The organism is Nonomuraea sp. B10E15 (assembly GCF_039871615.1).
Classification (GTDB): domain Bacteria; phylum Actinomycetota; class Actinomycetes; order Streptosporangiales; family Streptosporangiaceae; genus Nonomuraea.
In genome coordinates this window covers 118979-135077 of sequence record NZ_JBDPMB010000024.1, presented here as the reverse complement: position 1 = coordinate 135077, position 16099 = coordinate 118979, and the positions used below count along the sequence as shown (strand labels likewise).

Here is a 16099-nt window from a genome sequence, read left to right as displayed (position 1 = left end):
GATATCGGGCGCGCTTGGCGAAGAAGTTCGCGAACGCCGCCTGAAGGTGGCGCAGCGCCTGCTGCAGCGGCACGGGCACGGACGACACCTCGAACAGGAAGTCGTAATCGCCGCTGCGTTTCCACTCGGTCAGCTTCGCCGACGACTCCACGTAGGAGACGCGACGGCCTTCCATGGTGTAGGCGCGGGTGCGTTGTTCGAGGGCTTTGTTGTAGACGAGGCGGACGCAGCCGAACGTCCGGGCAAGCTCTTCGGCCTGGCCGGGGGTCGGGTAGAAGCGGTATTTGTAGGCCCGCTTCACGATCTGCGCCACGCGTCACACGGTACCACGCGATCAGCTAAGCATCGTGCATGTGTTCGATATGCGGCGCTGTGCCGCGTTTCCTCCCCAGGGCTGAAACCCGGGGTCTCCACGCTTAAGGAGATTCGATGAAGTTGAAGCCGTTGGCCGGCGGGCTGCTCGCCATTGCGCTGGCCACGGTGGCGGGCTGTTCCGGTAGTTCCAGCACCCCCACCAACGACGCGCCCGACGCAGGAACCATCACCGTCAAGGGATATTCGGGAATCTTCGAGGACGTCTTCAAGAAGTCCGTCATCGAGCCGTTCCAGAAGAAATACCCGAAGATCAAGGTCAACTTCGTAGGCTCGGCGAACTCCGCCGAGAACCTGGCGTCACTGCGCGCCGCGAAGAACAGTCCGGACACCGACATCTCCATCATGGACATCTCCACCTCCGGCACCGGCAACAAGTCCGAGGTGTTCCAGCCGCTCGACCCGGCCAAGGTGCCGAACATGAAGGACATCGACCCCCGGGGCAAGGTCGAGGGCAACTTCGGCCCGGCGCTGACGTTCGACAGCCTCGTCCTGCTCTACAACGACTCCGTCACCCCGGCCCCCACGTCGTGGGACGCCCTGTGGGACCCCAAGTACAAGGGCAAGGTCGTGGTGCCGGCCCAGCCCGACATCCAGGGCGCCGGCCTCATGCTCATCGAGAACGCCAAGGCGGGCGGCGACTACACCAAGTCCGTCGACCAGGGCATCGCCCGGCTCAAGCAGCTGGCGCCGAACGTGCAGACCTGGGCGCCGCAGCCCGACTCGTACACGCTCGTGCAGTCGGGGACCGCGGCGCTGGCCGTCGGCTGGAACGCGCGCGGCCAGTACTACGCCGACGAGAGCAAGGGCAAGCTCAAAGTGGCCATCGTGGACGAGCAGACCATCTTCCAGATCAACACCATCAACCTGGTGAAGGACTCGCCGTCCCCGGCCGCCGCGCAGACGTTCATCAACTACACGCTGAGCCCCGAGTCGCAGGAGGCCTTCACCGAGGCCATGTTCTACGCGCCCACCAACACCAAGGCGAAGCCGAGCGAGAAGGCGCTGAGGCGCACCTCGCTCGACCCGGCGAAGTCCGCCGAGATCCTGCAGGTCGACTGGACACAGGTGGCCGCCAACCGCGAGAAGTGGACGCAGTTGTGGCGCCGAGAGATCCTGGCGAGCTGAGGCGGCACGATGTCCTTCCTCCAGCTCGACGGGATCGTCAAGAAATATCCGGGGACGGAGCGCCCCAGCGTCGCGGACTTCACCCTCGGCATCGACCAGGGCGAGTTCGTCTCCCTGCTGGGCCCTTCCGGGTGCGGTAAGACGACGACCCTGCGCATGATCGCCGGTCTCATCGAGGCGACCTCGGGCCGCATCCACCTGGACGGCAAGGAGCTGACCAGGACCCCCGTCCACCAGCGCGGCATGGGCCTGGTCTTCCAGAACTACGCGCTCTTCCCCCATCTGAACGTCGCCCGCAACGTCGCCTTCGGCCTGGAGATGCGCCGCACCTCCAAGGCGGAGGCCAGACGGCGGGTCGAGGAGGCGCTCGACCTGGTCAGGCTGGGGCACCTGAGCGGCCGCCGCATCAAGCAGCTCTCCGGCGGCCAGCAGCAGCGGGTCGCGCTCGCCCGCGCCCTGGTCATCGAGCCGTCGGTGCTGCTGCTCGACGAGCCCCTGTCCAACCTGGACGCCAAGCTGCGCGACACCATGCGCGAGGAGATCCGGTCGATCCAGCGCAAGCTGGGCATCACCACCGTCTTCGTCACCCACGACCAGGACGAGGCGCTGGCCGTGTCCGACCGCATCGTCGTCATGTCGGAGGGCGTCATCGAGCAGGTCGGCACGCCCGAGCAGATCTACGAGCACCCCGCCAACCGGTTCGTCGCCAACTTCATCGGCCGCGCCAACCTCTTCGACGCCGAGATCACGCACACCGCGAACGGCGTCGCGGAGCTCGACGTGGCCGGGCTGGGGCAGCTGCGGGCCGTCGACGACCACGGCGCGAAGGGGCCCGCGACGGTGCTGGTCCGCCCGCACCGCCTGCAGCTGAGCAAGGCCGCCGCCGACGACGCCCACGGCACGGTCGAGACGGTCGTCTACGTGGGCGACTCCATCGAGTACGGCGTGCGGGTCGGGGACGACACCGTGTCCGTCCAGTCCGTGGCCGGCGCGGCGGAGCGCCTGGAGCGCGGCGCGACCGTCCGGCTGTCCTGGCAGGCCGAGGACGCCCTGGTACTGACATGACTGCGAAGACCCGCTCCGCCCGGCTGACCGTGCTGGGCCTGACGGTGCCGGGGCTGATCGGCCTGGCCGTCTCCTTCGTCCTGCCGCTGGCCTGGCTCCTGCGGATGAGCTTCAACCGGGGGGACTCCACCGGGTTCATCGAGGAGACGTTCACCCTCGACTCGTACGCGCAGTTCGTCGGGGACTCCTACTACTGGGACATGGCGTGGGAGACCACGCTGCTGGGCCTCGGCGTCACGGTGCTGACGATCCTGGTGTCGTACCCGATCGCGTTGTTCCTGGTGCGGACCGAGTCGAAGTTCAAGGGCATCCTGGTGGCGCTGGCCGTGGCGCCGTTGCTGACGAGCTCGGTCGTCCGTACGTACGGCTGGCTCGTGCTGCTCGGCAACCAGGGTGTGGTGAACCAGGCGCTCCTGGGCGCGGGCCTGGTGGACCAGCCGCTCGCGCTGATCAACAACCGGCTCGGCGTCTACATCGCGCTCGTCGAGATCATGATGCCGTACATGATCCTCTGCCTGCTCGCGGGGTTCGGCCGGTTCAACCCCGAGCTCGAGCACGCGGCGCAGAGCCTCGGAGCCAACCGCTGGCGCACCTTCTGGCGGATCGTGTGGCCGCTCAGCATGCCGGGCGTGCTGACCGGGGCGCTGCTGGTGTTCGTGCTGACGATCAGCTCGTTCGTCACGCCGCGGCTGGTGGGCGGCGGGAAGGTCTTCTATCTGGCGACCGAGATCTACGACCAGGCGACGGCGACGCTCAACTGGCCGTTCGCCGCGGCCATCGCGTTCATCCTGCTCGCGCTCTTCGCCGTCGTCATCGTCATCTACCAGCGGGCGCTGCGGCGCATCGAGGCCCAGTAGGGGGGCGGCGTGACATCCAAGCTCAAGGGCTGGCCGACCAGGGTGGTCGTGACCCTGCTGTACCTGTTCCTCCTGGCGCCCATCCTCATGGTGGTGGTCATCTCGTTCGACACGCAGTCGACGATGTCGTTCCCGCCGCAGGGCTTCACCTTCCAGTGGTACGAGCGCCTGGCCCAGAACGCGGAGTTCATCCACGGGTTCCAGGTGAGCGCCGTGGTGGGCGTGGGGGTGGCGCTGCTGGCGCTGCTGATCGGGGTGCCCGTCGCGGTTGCGCTGACCAGGCACGAGTTCCGGTTCCGCGAGGCCCTGTCCGGATTTTTCCTGTCACCGCTGATGGTGCCGGCGATCGTCCTCGGGCTCGCGCTCCTGCTGGTCCTCGCCCCCCTCAAGATCACCGGCACGTACGGCGGGCTCATCGTGGCCCACCTGGCCATCACGGTGCCCTACGTCGTCAGGACCACCTCCATGAGCCTGATGACCATGAACCGGTCCTGCGAGGAGGCCGCCCGCACCCTCGGAGCGTCCCCCTGGCGCACGTTCACCCGCGTGACCCTGCCGCTCATCGCCCCCGGGGTGCTGGCCGGCGGCGTGATCGCCTTCCTCATCTCCTTCGACGAGGCGGTCATCTCCCTCTTCGTCGTCGGCCCGCAGGCCACCACCCTGCCCGTCGAGATCTTCCACTACGTGGAGAGCAGGACCGATCCGCAGATCGCGGCGCTGTCGGTCGTGCTGATCGCCATCAGCGTGCTGTTCATGGTGGTCATCGAACGGGCGGCCGGCCTGAAGAAGGTCCTCCGCTAGGACCTCAGCAAATATCAGTTATCGGGAGTTGTTTCATGTTCGTCCGCCATCCGTCCGCCCCCTCGATCGATCCCCGCATCGCCGAGGCCCTGAGCCAGGTCTGCACCTCGACCCTCGGCCACCTGCGTGATCACGGTTTCCCCCGAGGGCTGACGCCCAACGCGCGGCCGCTGAAGTTCGTCGGCACCGCGGTCACCGTGCGCCTGCCGCATCTCGACTCGACCGCCGTGCACGTCGCGGTCGACGACCTGCGGCCCGGCGACGTCCTCGTCGTCGAGCAGAGCGGCGACGAGCAGCGGTCGTGCTTCGGCGGGCTGGTGTCGTTCACGGCCAAGACCAGGGGGGCCGTGGGCGCCGTCATCGACGGGCAGATCAACGACATCGAGGAGATGGCCGGATACGGTTTCCCCGCGTACTCGCGGGGCGTCGCCGCCCACACCACGCGGATCTCCGGCATCGAAGGGTCCATCAACGTGCCGGTGTCGATCGGCGGCGTCGTGGTCACGCCGGGTGACGTGGTGTTCGCCGACTCCGACGGGGTGGCGATCCTCGACCCGGCCGAGGCGCTGGAGATCGCGGCGGTGCTGAAGAAGAAGGAGGACGCCGAGATCCCCGCCCGCGAGGCGATCGCGGCGGGCGGCCGCATTTCCGACTATTCAGGCGCGGCCAAGTACTTCGCATGACCGCCGTTACCCAAGGAGATCAGATGAGCATCAAGATCGCGGTGGCGCAGTTCGGCGCCACCACCGACAAGGAGTCGAACCTCGAGAAGGTGCGCGGGCTGATCGAGCGCGCCGCCGGCGACGGGGCCGGCCTGGTCGTGCTTCCCGAGAACGCGATGTACTCCAATCCCGACGTCACCGCCGACATCAGCGGCGCCGTGGAGTCGCTGGACGGCCCGTTCGTTGCGGCCGTCGGCGAGGCCGCCAAGCGCCACGGCACCGCGGTCGTCGCGGGCATGACGGAGAAGCTGCCGGACAACCCCCGCTCCTCCAACACCGTGGTCGCCTTCGACGCCGACGGCGCTCGCATCGGCGTCTACCGCAAGGTGCACCTCTACGACGCCTTCGGCTACAAGGAGTCCGACCGCATCCAGCCCGCGGAGTTCACGCCGCTGACCTTCGGCATGGGCGGGCTCACGTTCGGGGTGATGACCTGCTACGACCTGCGCTTCCCCGAGATCGCCCGGCTGCTCGTGGACGCCGGCGCGAACGCGGTCATCGTGCCCGCCGCCTGGGTGGTCGGCCCCGCCAAGGAGGACCACTGGACCACGCTGGCCCGCGCCCGCGCGATCGAGAACACCTCCTACCTGGTCATGTCGGGTCAGTCCGGCCCCAACTGCACCGGGCAGAGCATGATCATCGACCCGATGGGCACGATCGTCGCGTCGGCCGGCGAGTCGGAGGGCCTCGCGTCGGGCGCCCTGTCGGCCGAGCGGATCGACCAGGTGCGGGCCAAGAACCCCAGCCTGGCCAACCGCCGCTTCACGATCGCCGCCCTCCCTTCCGCGTGACGTGCGACCTGGCGCTCACCCGCGGAGCAGCGGCAACAACCGGTCCCCCTGGCGCTTGATCTCCGGCAGGTAGGGGGTGTCGGACAGGACGAAGTGGGTGACGCCGAGGGCCTGGTACTTGCGCAGCGACCTGGCCACGTCCTCGGCCGAGCCCACCAGCCAGGTGGTGCCCGCGCCGCCGCCGCCGTACCTGCCGGGCGCGGTGTAGAGGTTGTCGTCGAGCACCTCTCCCCGCGCGGCCAGGTCGAGCAGCCGCCGCTGGCCGACGGCGGCGCTCCAGTTGGGGCCGCGCCAGCCGTTGCCCTTCGCCATCTCCGCGACCTTGGCCTCGGCGTCGGCCCAGGCCTGTTCGGTGGTGTCACGCACCAGCGTGGTGATCCGCAGCCCGAACTCCAGCGGAGGGTGCTCCCGTCCGAGCTCCTCGCCGAGGCTCCTGAGCCGCTCGATCCGCGCGCGCACGCCGTCGAGCGGCTCCCCCCAGAAGAGCTGGACGTCCGCCTCGGTGGCCGCCACCCGCTCGGCGGCCTCGGAAGCGCCGCCGAAGTAGAGCCGGGGGTGCGTGCGCTCGCCCCTGACGACGATCCGCGGCGTCACGGTGGAGCCGGTGACGCTGAAGTGCTCGCCCTTGTAGGTGACGTCCTCCTCGGTCCACAACTTCCGCACGATCCGCATGAACTCCTTCGTCCGGGCGTAGCGGTCGGCCTGGTCGCCTTCGCTGTCGCCGTACGCCGCCAGGTTGTCCTTGCCCGACACGATGTTGACCAGCACGCGCCCTCCGCTGAGGTGGTCGAGGGTCGCGGCCGCGGAGGCGAAGTTGGCCGGGTGCCAGTAGCCGGGCCGGATCGCGATGAGCGGCTGGAACGTGGACGTCCGCGCGGCCAGCGCGGTGGCGGCCGTGAACGTGTCGGGCCGTCCCCAGCCCGTGCCGATGAGCGCCCCGCCCCACCCGTGCGCCTCAAGGGTCCTGGCGTGCTCGGTCAGGGTCTCCAGGCTGTTGTGGTTCTCCACGGTGTCGTCGCCGCGGTGCCCGGGCTCTACCTGATTCGGGATGTACCAGAGGAACTGGAGGTTCATCAGCGGCCTTCCTGTCGCAAAACCTACCTTCCATGTAGGTATAGCCTAAATAATGAGCGGCCGGAGCCGGTGCTCGGCCCAGGGGCGCGCGTGCAGGAAGGAGGGCGTCGCCGGACCGGGTCCGTTACGCGGGGTCAGCGCAGCGGGTAACCGTAACGCAACATCCCCGGGGCGGTGAAGGCCGTGATCAGGCGGCGGCGGGCCGGGCGCATCGCCGACCTCCACTCCTCGTCCGCCTGGAGCGGCACCACGCCCGTACGGATGCGCATCGGGTTGCCCGCCACACTGTGATCGGCGGGCAGGTCGATCGTGCCGTCCCCGAGGAACGGCGTGCCGGCCGACGGCAGCCCGGCGAACTCCAGCACCCTGGACAGCTCACGGTGCGGCCGGGCCACGAAGTCCTCGTAGCGCAGGAGCGTCCACGGGGTGCTGGTCAGGCGGAACGACTCGATGGCGGCGTTGAAGGCCAGCCATTCGGCGGCGGTCTGCGCCGGGGAGTGGGTGGCCATCAGCCGCCCGTTCTTGTCGGCGCGCTGGACCTTGCGGGACCAGGAGTGGACGACGCCGTGCGGGCCTCGTACGAGCTGGACGATGCGCAGGTCGATGCCGGAGACGCGGCGCAGCAGCAGCGCCGAGGTGGGGAACTTGGAGGAGTCGACGATCACCGAGCTCCCGCTGACCTCGGCGATCCCCCGGTAGACGGCGGCCATGGTCTCGGCGTACCGGTGGACGCGCCGGGCGAAGGCGCCCGTGGCGCCGGGCAGGACGTAGCGCGGCACGTGCCTGATGCGCATGACGGAGCGGTGCAGCCTGGCCATCTCGGCGGCGTCGACGTTCCGCCAGCCGCCGAAGGCGGCCTGGCCGACCTCCTGCCAGAACGTGCACCGGCGAAATCTCCTGCTGCAGCCGCAGAGCTGGTTCTTGGTCACGCCCTGCGTCCAGAGGTAGCGCAGTTCGCCGACGCAGGCCGCGCCCTCGGCCGCGCCCAGCGCGCGGGAGACCAGGGTGCTGCCCGACCTGCCGTGGCCACCGACGAACAGGATGCGGATCGGCTGATGCGGGGGAGTCGGTGCCATGGTCATACCTGAGAGCGTGGGAAGAGGCGGGCTACGAATGGGGAAGCGATCGTGCTCGGGTTCATCCACCCCAACGTAGGGTCCAACCCCCTCCGGCCGAAACCGCTTCGGCGAACTGGGGCCCATCACAGGGAGGTCGAGGCTCGGCGTCGCCGACATCATGGGTCGGCGAGGAGCCCGGCCCTCGCCCACGCGAAGAGCCGCCGGCACGGTCGAGATTAACCTTTATTCAAAGCGGCGCCAGTTACCGCTAGTTCCCTTTGTTCTGCACCGGCGGCCGCGGGCCGGTCTCCATGAACTCGGCTCCGGCCGCAATTCCCGCGACTTATGGAGATGTGCTCGCCCGCGCGGCTCGATCGTGCCGGCGGCCCCGTTTCCAATAGGGCGGAGCCGGGTCCGGGCGCGCCCGGTCAGTGGGCCGCTTCGTACTGCTGGACGATGGTGGCGGCGATGCGGCCGCGCTCGCTCACCGGAAGGCCCTGGGCCTTGGCCCACCGCCTGATCTCGGTGGACTTCTCACGGCTGATGGACCGGGACGCGCCGCCGGCTCCGCGCCGCCCGCGGGTCCGCTCGGCGCGGACCGCGCGCGCCTTGGTGATGAAGGGCGCGAGAGCCTTCTCCAACTTCTCCCTGTTGTCGCCGGACAGGTCGATCTCGTAGTTAGTGCCGTCGAGGGCGAACGCGGTGGTTCCCTCGGCTTCACTTCCGTCGATGTCGTCGATAAAAGATTCAACGATGCGCTTCGCCATGATGGTGCTCCAAGGACGCTATGGTTGCAGCGTACTGTAGCCGCCTTCAGCACCATATGCATCGTCCGGGGTCGTGTGAGCCGCGTTTCACATGACCTGTCGCGGGGGTGCCGAGATCGGCGAAGTTGAAAAAATATTCAAGACAGCCCTATTCGTGGGGGAACCGGCGCCGCCGGCGACCGGCCCGGTCAGGTCGCCTGGCCGACCGCCGCGCGCGCCGCCATCCGGCGTTCGAACCACAACGAGGTGAACGGCGGCACCGCGCACGCCAGGCCCAGCACCACGGCGCCCCGGCTCCAGCCCGCCTCCCGCGCGGAAAGCACCACGCCGAGCGCGTACAACACGAACATCGCCCCGTGGATCGGCCCGAACACCTTCACGCCGAGCTCGCCGGTGGCGGTCACGTGCTTGAAGAACATCCCGACCAGCAGGCCCGCCCACGAGCACGCCTCGGCCACCGCCACGACCCGGAACCAACGCAGCATGCTTTCACCTTTCGCCCGAACGGAATTCGTACTCTACAGGCTGTAGAGCACGAACCCGTCACCTCCGGAGCGCTAGCGGACCACCCTGTAGCGCAGGTGGGTGGCGTTCGGACTGTCGATCACCGCGACGCGCTCCAGCAGGAACCGGCCGCCCAGATGTTCGAACAGCCGCGTGCCGCCGCCGAGCAGCACCGGAGCCAGATGGATCTGGATCTCGTCCATGAGGCCCGCGGCCAGGCACTGCTGGGCGACACTCGCGCCGTGCACGGCGACCATCTTGCCCCCGGCCACCGCCTTCGCCCGCTCCACGGCGCCGCGGACGCCGTCGGTGACGAAGGTGAAGACCGACGGTGCCCGGACCGTCTCCGGGGCCGGCGGGTTGTGGGTGAGCACGAAACACGGCACCGGGCCGGCCGGGCCGCCGTCCCCCCACCCTCCGTCGCCCTCGGCCAGGTCGTAGGAGAGCCGGCCCATCAGCAGCGCGCCGGCACCTTCGCGCATCCCGTCCAACAGCTCGGTGTCGCGCGGGTCCGGCTCGTGCAGCCACCTGTGCAGGACGTCGCCGCCGTCTCCCAGCTGCTGCTCGCGGGTGACGTCCGGCCCGGTGACGAACCCGTCCAACGACATCGAGATTCCTGAAATGACCTTGCTCATTGACAGTTCCTTCCCTGGTGGAGTCCGGCCCTCGGTACGCACCTCGGACGGGACGCTCGCCAGCCTGGCGGAGCGCGGTGGCAGTGTTGTGTCAGTCGCGTGAAACTCGCCGCCACCAGGAAGGGAACGATCCGTGTGTTGACCGTCGAGCTGCTCGGACAGCTGCGCGTCTCGGTGGCCGGACGGCCGGTCGAGCTGCCCGCCGGGCGGCTGCGGGCGCTGCTGGCCGTGCTGGCGCTGTCAGCGGGCCGGGTCGTCCCGGTGGACCGGCTGGCGAGCGCGGTGTGGGGCGCCGACCGGCGCGGCGACCCGCGGGCCAACGTCCGCACGAACGTCAAGCGGTTGCGCCGCGTCCTGGGCGCTCCAGCGGACCAGCTGATCGTGGCCAGACCGGGCGGCTACCTGCTGTCCACCGAGCCTGACCGCGTCGACGCGCTCCGCTTCGGCCGCCTGCTCGACGAGGCCGCGGCGGCGCGCGACCGGGTGACCGAGCGGTCCCGGGTGGCCGCCGCGCTCGACCTGTGGCGCGGCACCCCCTTCGACGGGATCCGCTCGGACTGGCTGGAGCAGTCCGTGGCGCCGGCGCTGCAGGAGCGGTACCTGACGGCGTGGGAGCGGCGGATCGACCTGGACCTCGCCGGCGGATCGTGCCCCGACCTGACCGAGCCCGCAGACCTGGCCGAGCGGCACCCGCTGCGCGAATCCCTCTGGGCGCGGCTGCTCCGCGCCCTGGAGGCGGCCGGCCGCCCCGCGGAGGCGCTGGAGCGCTACGAGACGATCCGGCGCCGGCTCGCCGCGGAGCTCGGCGCCGATCCCAGCCCCGAGCTGCGGCAGGTCCACGCCGACCTGCTCGCGGGCGGAGCCGCTCCCCGCGGACGCGTGGTGCCCAGGCAGCTGCCCGCCGCCCTCGACGGGTTCGCCGCGCGGGAGCCCGAGCTGGCGGCGCTCGACGCGCTGCTCGGCCCGCCCGACGAGCCGAGGTCAAGGGCGGCTCTCGACGCGCTGCTCGGCCCGCCCGACGAGCCGAGGCCCGGGTCGGCGCGGATCGCCGTGATCGCCGGCACGGCCGGCGTCGGGAAGACCACGCTCGCCGTGCACTGGGCGCACCGGGTCGCCGGCTCGTTCCCGGACGGCCAGCTCTACGCCGACCTGCGCGGATACGACCCGTCATGCGAGGCCGTACGACCGGAGACGGCCGTCCGCGAGTTCCTCGGCGCGCTGGAGGTGCCGCCGCACCGGATACCGGACGGACCGGCCGCGCAGGCCGGGCTCTACCGCAGCCTGCTGGCCGGGCGGCGCATGCTCGTGGTGCTGGACAACGCCCGCGACGCCGGCCAGGTGGCTCCGCTGCTGCCCGGCGCGCCGGGATGCCTGGTGCTGGTCACGAGCCGTGACCACCTCGCCGGGCTGGTCATGACGTACGGCGCGCGCCCGCTCACCCTCGACCTGCTGCCTCCGGACGAGGCCCGCCGGTTGCTGGCCCGCCGGCTCGGCCATGACCGCATCGCCGCCGACCCCGACGCCACCGGCACCATCGTCCGCCGCTGCGCCGGGCTGCCGCTGGCGCTGGCCATCGTCGCCGCCCGTGCCGCGATCCAGCCCGCGCACCCGCTCGGCGAGCTGGCCGGCGAGCTCCGGGACACCCTCGGCGCGCTCGACCGTGCCGCCGGCGTACGAGCGATCTTCTCGTGGTCGTACGAGACGCTCGGCGGCGAGGCGGCGGCGCGGTTGTTCCGGCTGGTCGCCGGGCTGCATCCCGGCCCTGGCTGCACGGTCGACGCCGCCGCCAGCCTGGCGGGCGTCCCGGTCTCGCGCGTACGGGCGCCGCTGGCCGAGCTGGCCCGTGCCAGCCTGCTCGCCGAGCACGCCCCTGGCCGCTACTCCTGCCACGACCTGCTGCGCGCCTACGCCTCCGAACTCTGCCTGGCCCGCGACGACGACAGGGACGCCGCGCTGCGGCGCCTCGCCGACCACTACGCGCACACCGCGTACGCCGCCGCGCTGCACCTCCACGGGCCCGTGGAGATCGAGGCTCCCGCGGCGCCCCTGCCCGGTGTCTCCGTCACCGGCTTCGAAGGATCTGACGAGGCGATGGACTGGCTCACGGCCGAGCGCCCCGCCCTGCTCGCCGTCCTGAAGCTCGCCGCCGATCTGGGGCTCGACCGGCACGTCTGCGATCTGGCCCGGGCGTTGTTCGTCCACCTGCACCGGCGCGGGCGCTGGCACGACCGGGCCGAGACCCAGCGGGCCGCCGTGGCCGCCGCCCGGCGGCTGGGCGACCGGGCGGAAGAGATCCGCGTACGCCGCAACCTGGCCGCCGCGCTGGCCGACCTGGGGCGCTTCGACGACGCCCACCACCACCTCGACGCCGCGCTGAAACGATCAGGTGACGACCCGGCCCCCCAGGCGTGGACGCACCACTATCGCGGCCACGTCCACGCTCTCCAGGGCCGCGACGCCGAAGCCCTCGACGCCGCCCGCCGCGCCCACGACCTCTTCGCCCGGCTGGGCGACCGCTCAGGCCAGGCCATCGCGCTCACCGACCTCGGTCTCCACCACGGCCGCCTGGGGGACCACGGGCAGGCGCGCGACCTGTGCGAGCAGGCCCTGGCCCTGCACCAGGAGCTCGGCAACCGGCCCTACCAGGCCCACGCGTGGTCGTGTCTCGCCGACGCCCACCTCCGGCTGGGCGACACCGCCGCCGCGGTCGACTGCCACCACCGGGCACTCGCCCTGTTCCGGGCGCTCGGCGACCCGTACGCCGAGGCCAGCACCCTCGCCCACCTGGGCGCCTGCCACCGTCTCGCGGGCGACCACGCGGCAGCCCGCGAGCACTGGCGTCACGCCCACCTTCTCCTCGGCGACCTCGACCCCTCGACCACCGACCAGATCCGCGCCCAACTGGCTGCCCTTGACGGACTTGCCGCCGCCACCTTCTCCGCCACCCGTCCCGATGGCACCCGTCTCGATGGCGCCTTCCCTGTGGACGCCTGTCCTGATGGCGCCTTCCCCGGCGGCGCCTGAGCTGATGACACCTTCCCGACGGTGCCCTCCCCGAGGTCGCCGCCTCGGCGGGACGGAGCGTGCGGGCCGGGGTCAGGGGCGGTCCGCCACGGCGGCGGCGAAACGCGAGGCGAGTGCCGCGACCGCGGCCCGGAGCTCCGGCCCGCCCTCCACCCGGAAGGCGAGCGGCACGCAGGCCAGCCACTCCTGCGCGTACATCGCCGGATTGCTGGTGCTCCCGGTGAGCACGCACCCGTCGCCCGACGGTTCGAGGCGTCCCATGGGCGGCCGGATCCAGGGCGCGACCTCAGCGGGCGGGGCGTCGAACACCACGCGGGTGGGGAACTTCCATCCCGTGCCCAGGTTCTCCTCCAGCGCCGCGACCGGGTCGAGGTCGCCGGGCGGTTCGAACGTGCGGGCCGTCTGCCGGACGGCGTGGATGCGGTCGACCCGGTAGGTGCGGATCGCGTCCGCGCGGTGGGAGTGGCACAGGAGATACCAGCGCCCGTGGCGGACGACGACCGCCCAGGGATCGACGTCGGCCTCCCATTCGTTGCCGGACTCGCTCCGGTAGGTGATCACGAGGCCGCGCCGGCCCGCGGCGGCGGCGACGAGCGTGCCGGTGGTAGCCGGGTCAGGGCGGGCGGAGCGCGGGTCGGGCGCGGCCGAGGCGTGCGCGCGCAGCGCCGCCGCCTGCCGGCCGACGCTCTCGGGCAGCGCGCGGATGACCTTGCTCAGGGCGGCGCCGACGAGGTCGTCGGTGCCGGAGGCGGAGGGCTGGCCGTCGAGCACCGCCATGACGAGGCCCAGGGCCTCGGCTTCGGTGAAGGCGACCGGAGGCAGTCGCGTCCCGCGCCCGAGCCGGTAACCGCCGTAGGGGCCTCTGGCCGAATCGACGGGGATGCCGGCCTCCCTGAGGATCCCGACGTACCGGCGCGCGGCCCGTTCCGTGACTCCCAGGGTGGCGGCGAGCTCGCCGGCCGTCACGCCGGGCCGGGCCTGAAGGGTTTCGAGCGTGCGCAGGGCGCGCGCGGTTGGGCTGAGGTCGGCCGGCACACGAGCAGACTAGGCGGCCACGGCAAGAACCGGAAGTACATCGTCCGGAATCGGTCCTATCGTGAGGTCGCTGCAGCGAACGTTATCTGTCCGTCTACTGGAGAAAGAGGACTGACGTGACTCCTCCGCTCCCTGAAGGAAGCGGCTTCTCGCTAAGCCGCTTGCGCAGCCTGGCGAAGGGCAAGCCCTGCCCTCAAGATGTTGACCGCCGCGTTCACGTCGGCGTGCGCGGCATGCCCGCACGCCGTACAGGCGAACGCGGCCTGGGTGACGCGGTTCTCCCGTGCGCTGTGCCCGCAGCGCGAGCAGGTGCGGGAGGTGCCGGCAGGGTTCACCGCGATCAGCTCTCGACCGGCGCTTTCAGCCTTGTGCGCGAGGATCGTCAGGAACACCCCCCAGCCCGCGTCCAGGATCGACCGGTTGAGGCCGGACTTGGCGGCGACGTTGCGGCCGGGAGCTTCGATCGTGCCCGCCGCCGAGCGGGTCATGTTCGCGATCCGCAGGTCCTCGTGCACGATCACGTCATAGGCGGTCACCAGGGCGAGCGCGGCCTTGTGCGCGCCGTCCAGACGTTGCCTGCGCACCCTGGCGTGCAACGCGGCCACGCGGGCCACCGCCTTACGCCGCCGCTTGGAACCCCGTTTCTTGCGGGCGAGGTCTCGCTGGGCGTCCGCCAGACGGCCGGCGGTGGCGGCCTGGTGGCGCGCATTGACCACCCGGCCACCGTCGGAGGTGGTGACGAGCGAGGCCACCCCCATGTCGATCCCGGCCACCGCGCTGGTGGCGGGCAGCGGTTCGGCGGGCACGTCGTCGCACGACAGCACCACGAACCACCGGTTGCCTTCCCGCTTTACCGCGATCGTCTTCACCCGGCCCTTGACCGCGCGGTGCCGGTGGACGCGGACGTGCCCGACGCCCTGCAGGCGCACGTAGGTGACGGTGGGGTGGCCGGGCTGGGAGTCCCACCGGCAGCCGTCGCCGTCCTTCGGCCACTCGACCGTGCCGAACCGGCCGCGCCCCTTGAAACGCGGGAACCCCGGCGCGCGTCCGGCCCTGACGCGGTCGAAGAACGCGCGAAACGCCTTGTCGAGCCGTCGCAGGGTGGCCTGCTGCGAGGAGAACGACCAACGCCCCTGCCCGTCCGGGTCATCGGCGCGGATGTGTTTCAGCTCGGCCGACTGATCGCCGTACCGGACGCTCACGCCCGCCTTGGCGTAGGCGGTGCGGCGGTGCTCCAAGGCGGCGTTGTACAGCGTGCGGTGGTCTTCCAGGCACGCCGCGAGCGCCGCCGCCTGCCGGGCGGTGGGGCGCAGCAGGAATTTGAACGACCTGCGCACACCCCACCTCCCGTCACGTTCGGTAACGACAACGCCACGATATCGGCTGGCGCCGACAAACCAGGAAGGACATCCGTGATGCGCGAACCTGACAAGTCAGGGCACGCTCGGGCCTTGACGGCCCTCCCGCTACCGATTTACCCGTCGCCGCAAGGCGACGGTCCCCTCGGGAGACTCTGATGGACATCCTGCTCATCGGCGGCCTGTGGCTCGACGGATCCGCGTGGGACGAGGTCGTGCCCGAGCTCAGGGCGCTCGGTCACCGCCCGGTGCCGGTCGCACTCCCGGGCCAGGGCGACGGATCCGCCTCGGCCACGCTCGACGACCAGGCGGCGGCGGTGCTCGCGGCCGTGGACGCGGCGCGGGGAAGGCCGATGGTGGTGGGGCATTCCGCCGCCTGCACCCTGGCGTGGCTGGCCGCCGACGCGCGGCCGGAACAGGTCGCCAAGGTCGTCCTCGTCGGCGGTTTCCCGGCCGGCGACGGCGACCGCTACGCCGACTTCTTCGAGGTCGAGGACGGCGCCATGCCCTTCCCAGGCTGGGGGCCGTTCGAGGGGCCGGACTCCGCCGACCTCGACGAGGAGGCGCGGCTGCGCTTCTCGGCCGCCGCGATCCCCGTGCCCGAGGGAGTGTCCAAGGGAGTGGTACGGCTGACGGACGAACGACGGTGGGACGTCCCGGTCGTCCTCGTGTGCCCCGAATACACGCCGGCCCAGGCTCAGGAGTGGCTCGACGCCGGCGACCTGCCCGAGCTCGCCAGGGCCAAGCACGTCGACCTCGTCGACATCGACTCGGGCCACTGGCCCATGATGACCAGGCCGGCCGAGCTCGCCCGGCTCCTCGCCGAGGCGGCCGCCGAGACCGGGAGCTGATCGGGCGGCGCGAAGCGCGGGCAAGGGCTTCGGTAGCCTCACGTCAGGTCGCCGGCG

At 71.2% G+C, this 16099-nt stretch carries 16 protein-coding genes; 8 read left to right on the top strand and 8 right to left on the bottom strand.

Features of this window, described 5'->3' with window-relative positions; translation table 11 throughout:
- Positions 1-313 (bottom strand): transposase (locus ABGB14_RS41785; protein WP_347649416.1); only part of this gene is annotated, 313 nt, incomplete at its 3' end.
- Between the two features lie 116 nt (positions 314-429).
- Between ABGB14_RS41785 and ABGB14_RS41780 the strand changes: the two genes are divergently transcribed.
- Genes ABGB14_RS41780 through ABGB14_RS41755 form a run of 6 tightly spaced genes read left to right on the top strand, consistent with a single transcriptional unit; the run spans position 430 to position 5736 of the window.
- Positions 430-1500, top strand: a complete 1071-nt coding sequence (locus tag ABGB14_RS41780; RefSeq protein WP_347649415.1) for an ABC transporter substrate-binding protein — start codon at positions 430-432, stop codon at positions 1498-1500.
- 9 nt (positions 1501-1509) lie between these two features.
- Positions 1510-2565 (top strand): ABC transporter ATP-binding protein, encoded by a 1056-nt coding sequence (locus tag ABGB14_RS41775; RefSeq protein WP_347649414.1) that lies wholly within the window; start codon positions 1510-1512, stop codon positions 2563-2565.
- Positions 2562-3422 (top strand): ABC transporter permease, encoded by an 861-nt coding sequence (locus tag ABGB14_RS41770; protein ID WP_347649413.1) that lies wholly within the window; start codon positions 2562-2564, stop codon positions 3420-3422. Before ABGB14_RS41775 ends, ABGB14_RS41770 begins: the two co-directional genes overlap by 4 nt.
- Before the next feature lie 9 nt (positions 3423-3431).
- A complete protein-coding gene (locus tag ABGB14_RS41765; RefSeq protein ID WP_347649412.1) occupies positions 3432-4223 on the top strand; it encodes an ABC transporter permease in 792 nt (263 codons plus the stop codon).
- A 35-nt stretch (positions 4224-4258) separates the two neighbouring features.
- Entirely contained in the window at positions 4259-4906 is a 648-nt protein-coding gene (locus ABGB14_RS41760; RefSeq protein ID WP_347649411.1) for an RraA family protein, read from the top strand.
- 23 nt (positions 4907-4929) lie between these two features.
- On the top strand, positions 4930-5736 hold the full coding sequence (locus ABGB14_RS41755; protein WP_347649410.1) for a carbon-nitrogen hydrolase family protein: 807 nt from the start codon (positions 4930-4932) through the stop codon (positions 5734-5736).
- 15 nt (positions 5737-5751) lie between these two features.
- Here the strand turns inward: ABGB14_RS41755 and ABGB14_RS41750 are convergent, their stop codons facing one another.
- The 5 genes from ABGB14_RS41750 to ABGB14_RS41730 form a co-directional block, all read right to left on the bottom strand.
- Complete coding sequence (locus tag ABGB14_RS41750) at positions 5752-6810, bottom strand: LLM class flavin-dependent oxidoreductase (protein ID WP_347649409.1); 1059 nt, start codon at positions 6808-6810, stop codon at positions 5752-5754.
- A 134-nt stretch (positions 6811-6944) separates the two neighbouring features.
- On the bottom strand, positions 6945-7892 hold the full coding sequence (locus tag ABGB14_RS41745; protein WP_347649408.1) for a sulfotransferase: 948 nt from the start codon (positions 7890-7892) through the stop codon (positions 6945-6947).
- A gap of 404 nt (positions 7893-8296) precedes the next feature.
- Positions 8297-8635 (bottom strand): Lsr2 family protein, encoded by a 339-nt coding sequence (locus tag ABGB14_RS41740; protein WP_347619729.1) that lies wholly within the window; start codon positions 8633-8635, stop codon positions 8297-8299.
- Positions 8636-8823: 188 nt separating this feature from the next.
- Positions 8824-9120 carry a DUF3817 domain-containing protein gene (locus ABGB14_RS41735; RefSeq protein ID WP_347649407.1) on the bottom strand — a complete coding sequence of 99 codons (297 nt, stop codon included), beginning with the start codon at positions 9118-9120 and terminating at the stop codon, positions 8824-8826.
- A 72-nt stretch (positions 9121-9192) separates the two neighbouring features.
- On the bottom strand, positions 9193-9774 hold the full coding sequence (locus ABGB14_RS41730) for a dihydrofolate reductase family protein (protein ID WP_347649406.1): 582 nt from the start codon (positions 9772-9774) through the stop codon (positions 9193-9195).
- 135 nt (positions 9775-9909) lie between these two features.
- Here ABGB14_RS41730 and ABGB14_RS41725 point away from each other — a divergent pair, with 135 nt between their 5' ends.
- Positions 9910-12798, top strand: a complete 2889-nt coding sequence (locus ABGB14_RS41725) for a BTAD domain-containing putative transcriptional regulator (protein ID WP_347649405.1) — start codon at positions 9910-9912, stop codon at positions 12796-12798.
- Between the two features lie 72 nt (positions 12799-12870).
- Here the strand turns inward: ABGB14_RS41725 and ABGB14_RS41720 are convergent, their stop codons facing one another.
- Together ABGB14_RS41720 and ABGB14_RS41715 are read right to left on the bottom strand one after the other, a co-directional pair.
- The gene (locus ABGB14_RS41720) at positions 12871-13833 is read right to left on the bottom strand and encodes a WYL domain-containing protein (RefSeq protein ID WP_347649404.1); all 963 of its coding nucleotides are present in this window, start codon (positions 13831-13833) and stop codon (positions 12871-12873) included.
- 152 nt (positions 13834-13985) lie between these two features.
- Positions 13986-15170, bottom strand: coding sequence for a transposase (locus ABGB14_RS41715; RefSeq protein WP_347649403.1), 1185 nt, complete (start codon positions 15168-15170; stop codon positions 13986-13988).
- A 179-nt stretch (positions 15171-15349) separates the two neighbouring features.
- Between ABGB14_RS41715 and ABGB14_RS41710 the strand changes: the two genes are divergently transcribed.
- Positions 15350-16042, top strand: coding sequence for an alpha/beta hydrolase (locus ABGB14_RS41710; RefSeq protein WP_347649402.1), 693 nt, complete (start codon positions 15350-15352; stop codon positions 16040-16042).
- Positions 16043-16099 lie beyond the last annotated feature (57 nt).

Excerpts from the sequence above, each read along its gene's own strand:
- ABGB14_RS41730 (WP_347649406.1), bottom strand. The coding sequence starts at position 9,774 with ATGAGCAAGGTCATTTCAGGAATCTCGATGTCGTTGGACGGGTTCGTC.
- ABGB14_RS41735 (WP_347649407.1), bottom strand. The coding sequence starts at position 9,120 with ATGCTGCGTTGGTTCCGGGTCGTGGCGGTGGCCGAGGCGTGCTCGTGG.
- ABGB14_RS41770 (WP_347649413.1), top strand. The coding sequence starts at position 2,562 with ATGACTGCGAAGACCCGCTCCGCCCGGCTGACCGTGCTGGGCCTGACG.
- ABGB14_RS41755 (WP_347649410.1), top strand. The coding sequence starts at position 4,930 with ATGAGCATCAAGATCGCGGTGGCGCAGTTCGGCGCCACCACCGACAAG.
- ABGB14_RS41760 (WP_347649411.1), top strand. The coding sequence starts at position 4,259 with ATGTTCGTCCGCCATCCGTCCGCCCCCTCGATCGATCCCCGCATCGCC.
- ABGB14_RS41750 (WP_347649409.1), bottom strand. The coding sequence starts at position 6,810 with ATGAACCTCCAGTTCCTCTGGTACATCCCGAATCAGGTAGAGCCCGGG.
- ABGB14_RS41740 (WP_347619729.1), bottom strand. The coding sequence starts at position 8,635 with ATGGCGAAGCGCATCGTTGAATCTTTTATCGACGACATCGACGGAAGT.
- ABGB14_RS41780 (WP_347649415.1), top strand. The coding sequence starts at position 430 with ATGAAGTTGAAGCCGTTGGCCGGCGGGCTGCTCGCCATTGCGCTGGCC.
- ABGB14_RS41710 (WP_347649402.1), top strand. The coding sequence starts at position 15,350 with ATGGACATCCTGCTCATCGGCGGCCTGTGGCTCGACGGATCCGCGTGG.
- ABGB14_RS41745 (WP_347649408.1), bottom strand. The coding sequence starts at position 7,892 with ATGACCATGGCACCGACTCCCCCGCATCAGCCGATCCGCATCCTGTTC.
- ABGB14_RS41775 (WP_347649414.1), top strand. The coding sequence starts at position 1,510 with ATGTCCTTCCTCCAGCTCGACGGGATCGTCAAGAAATATCCGGGGACG.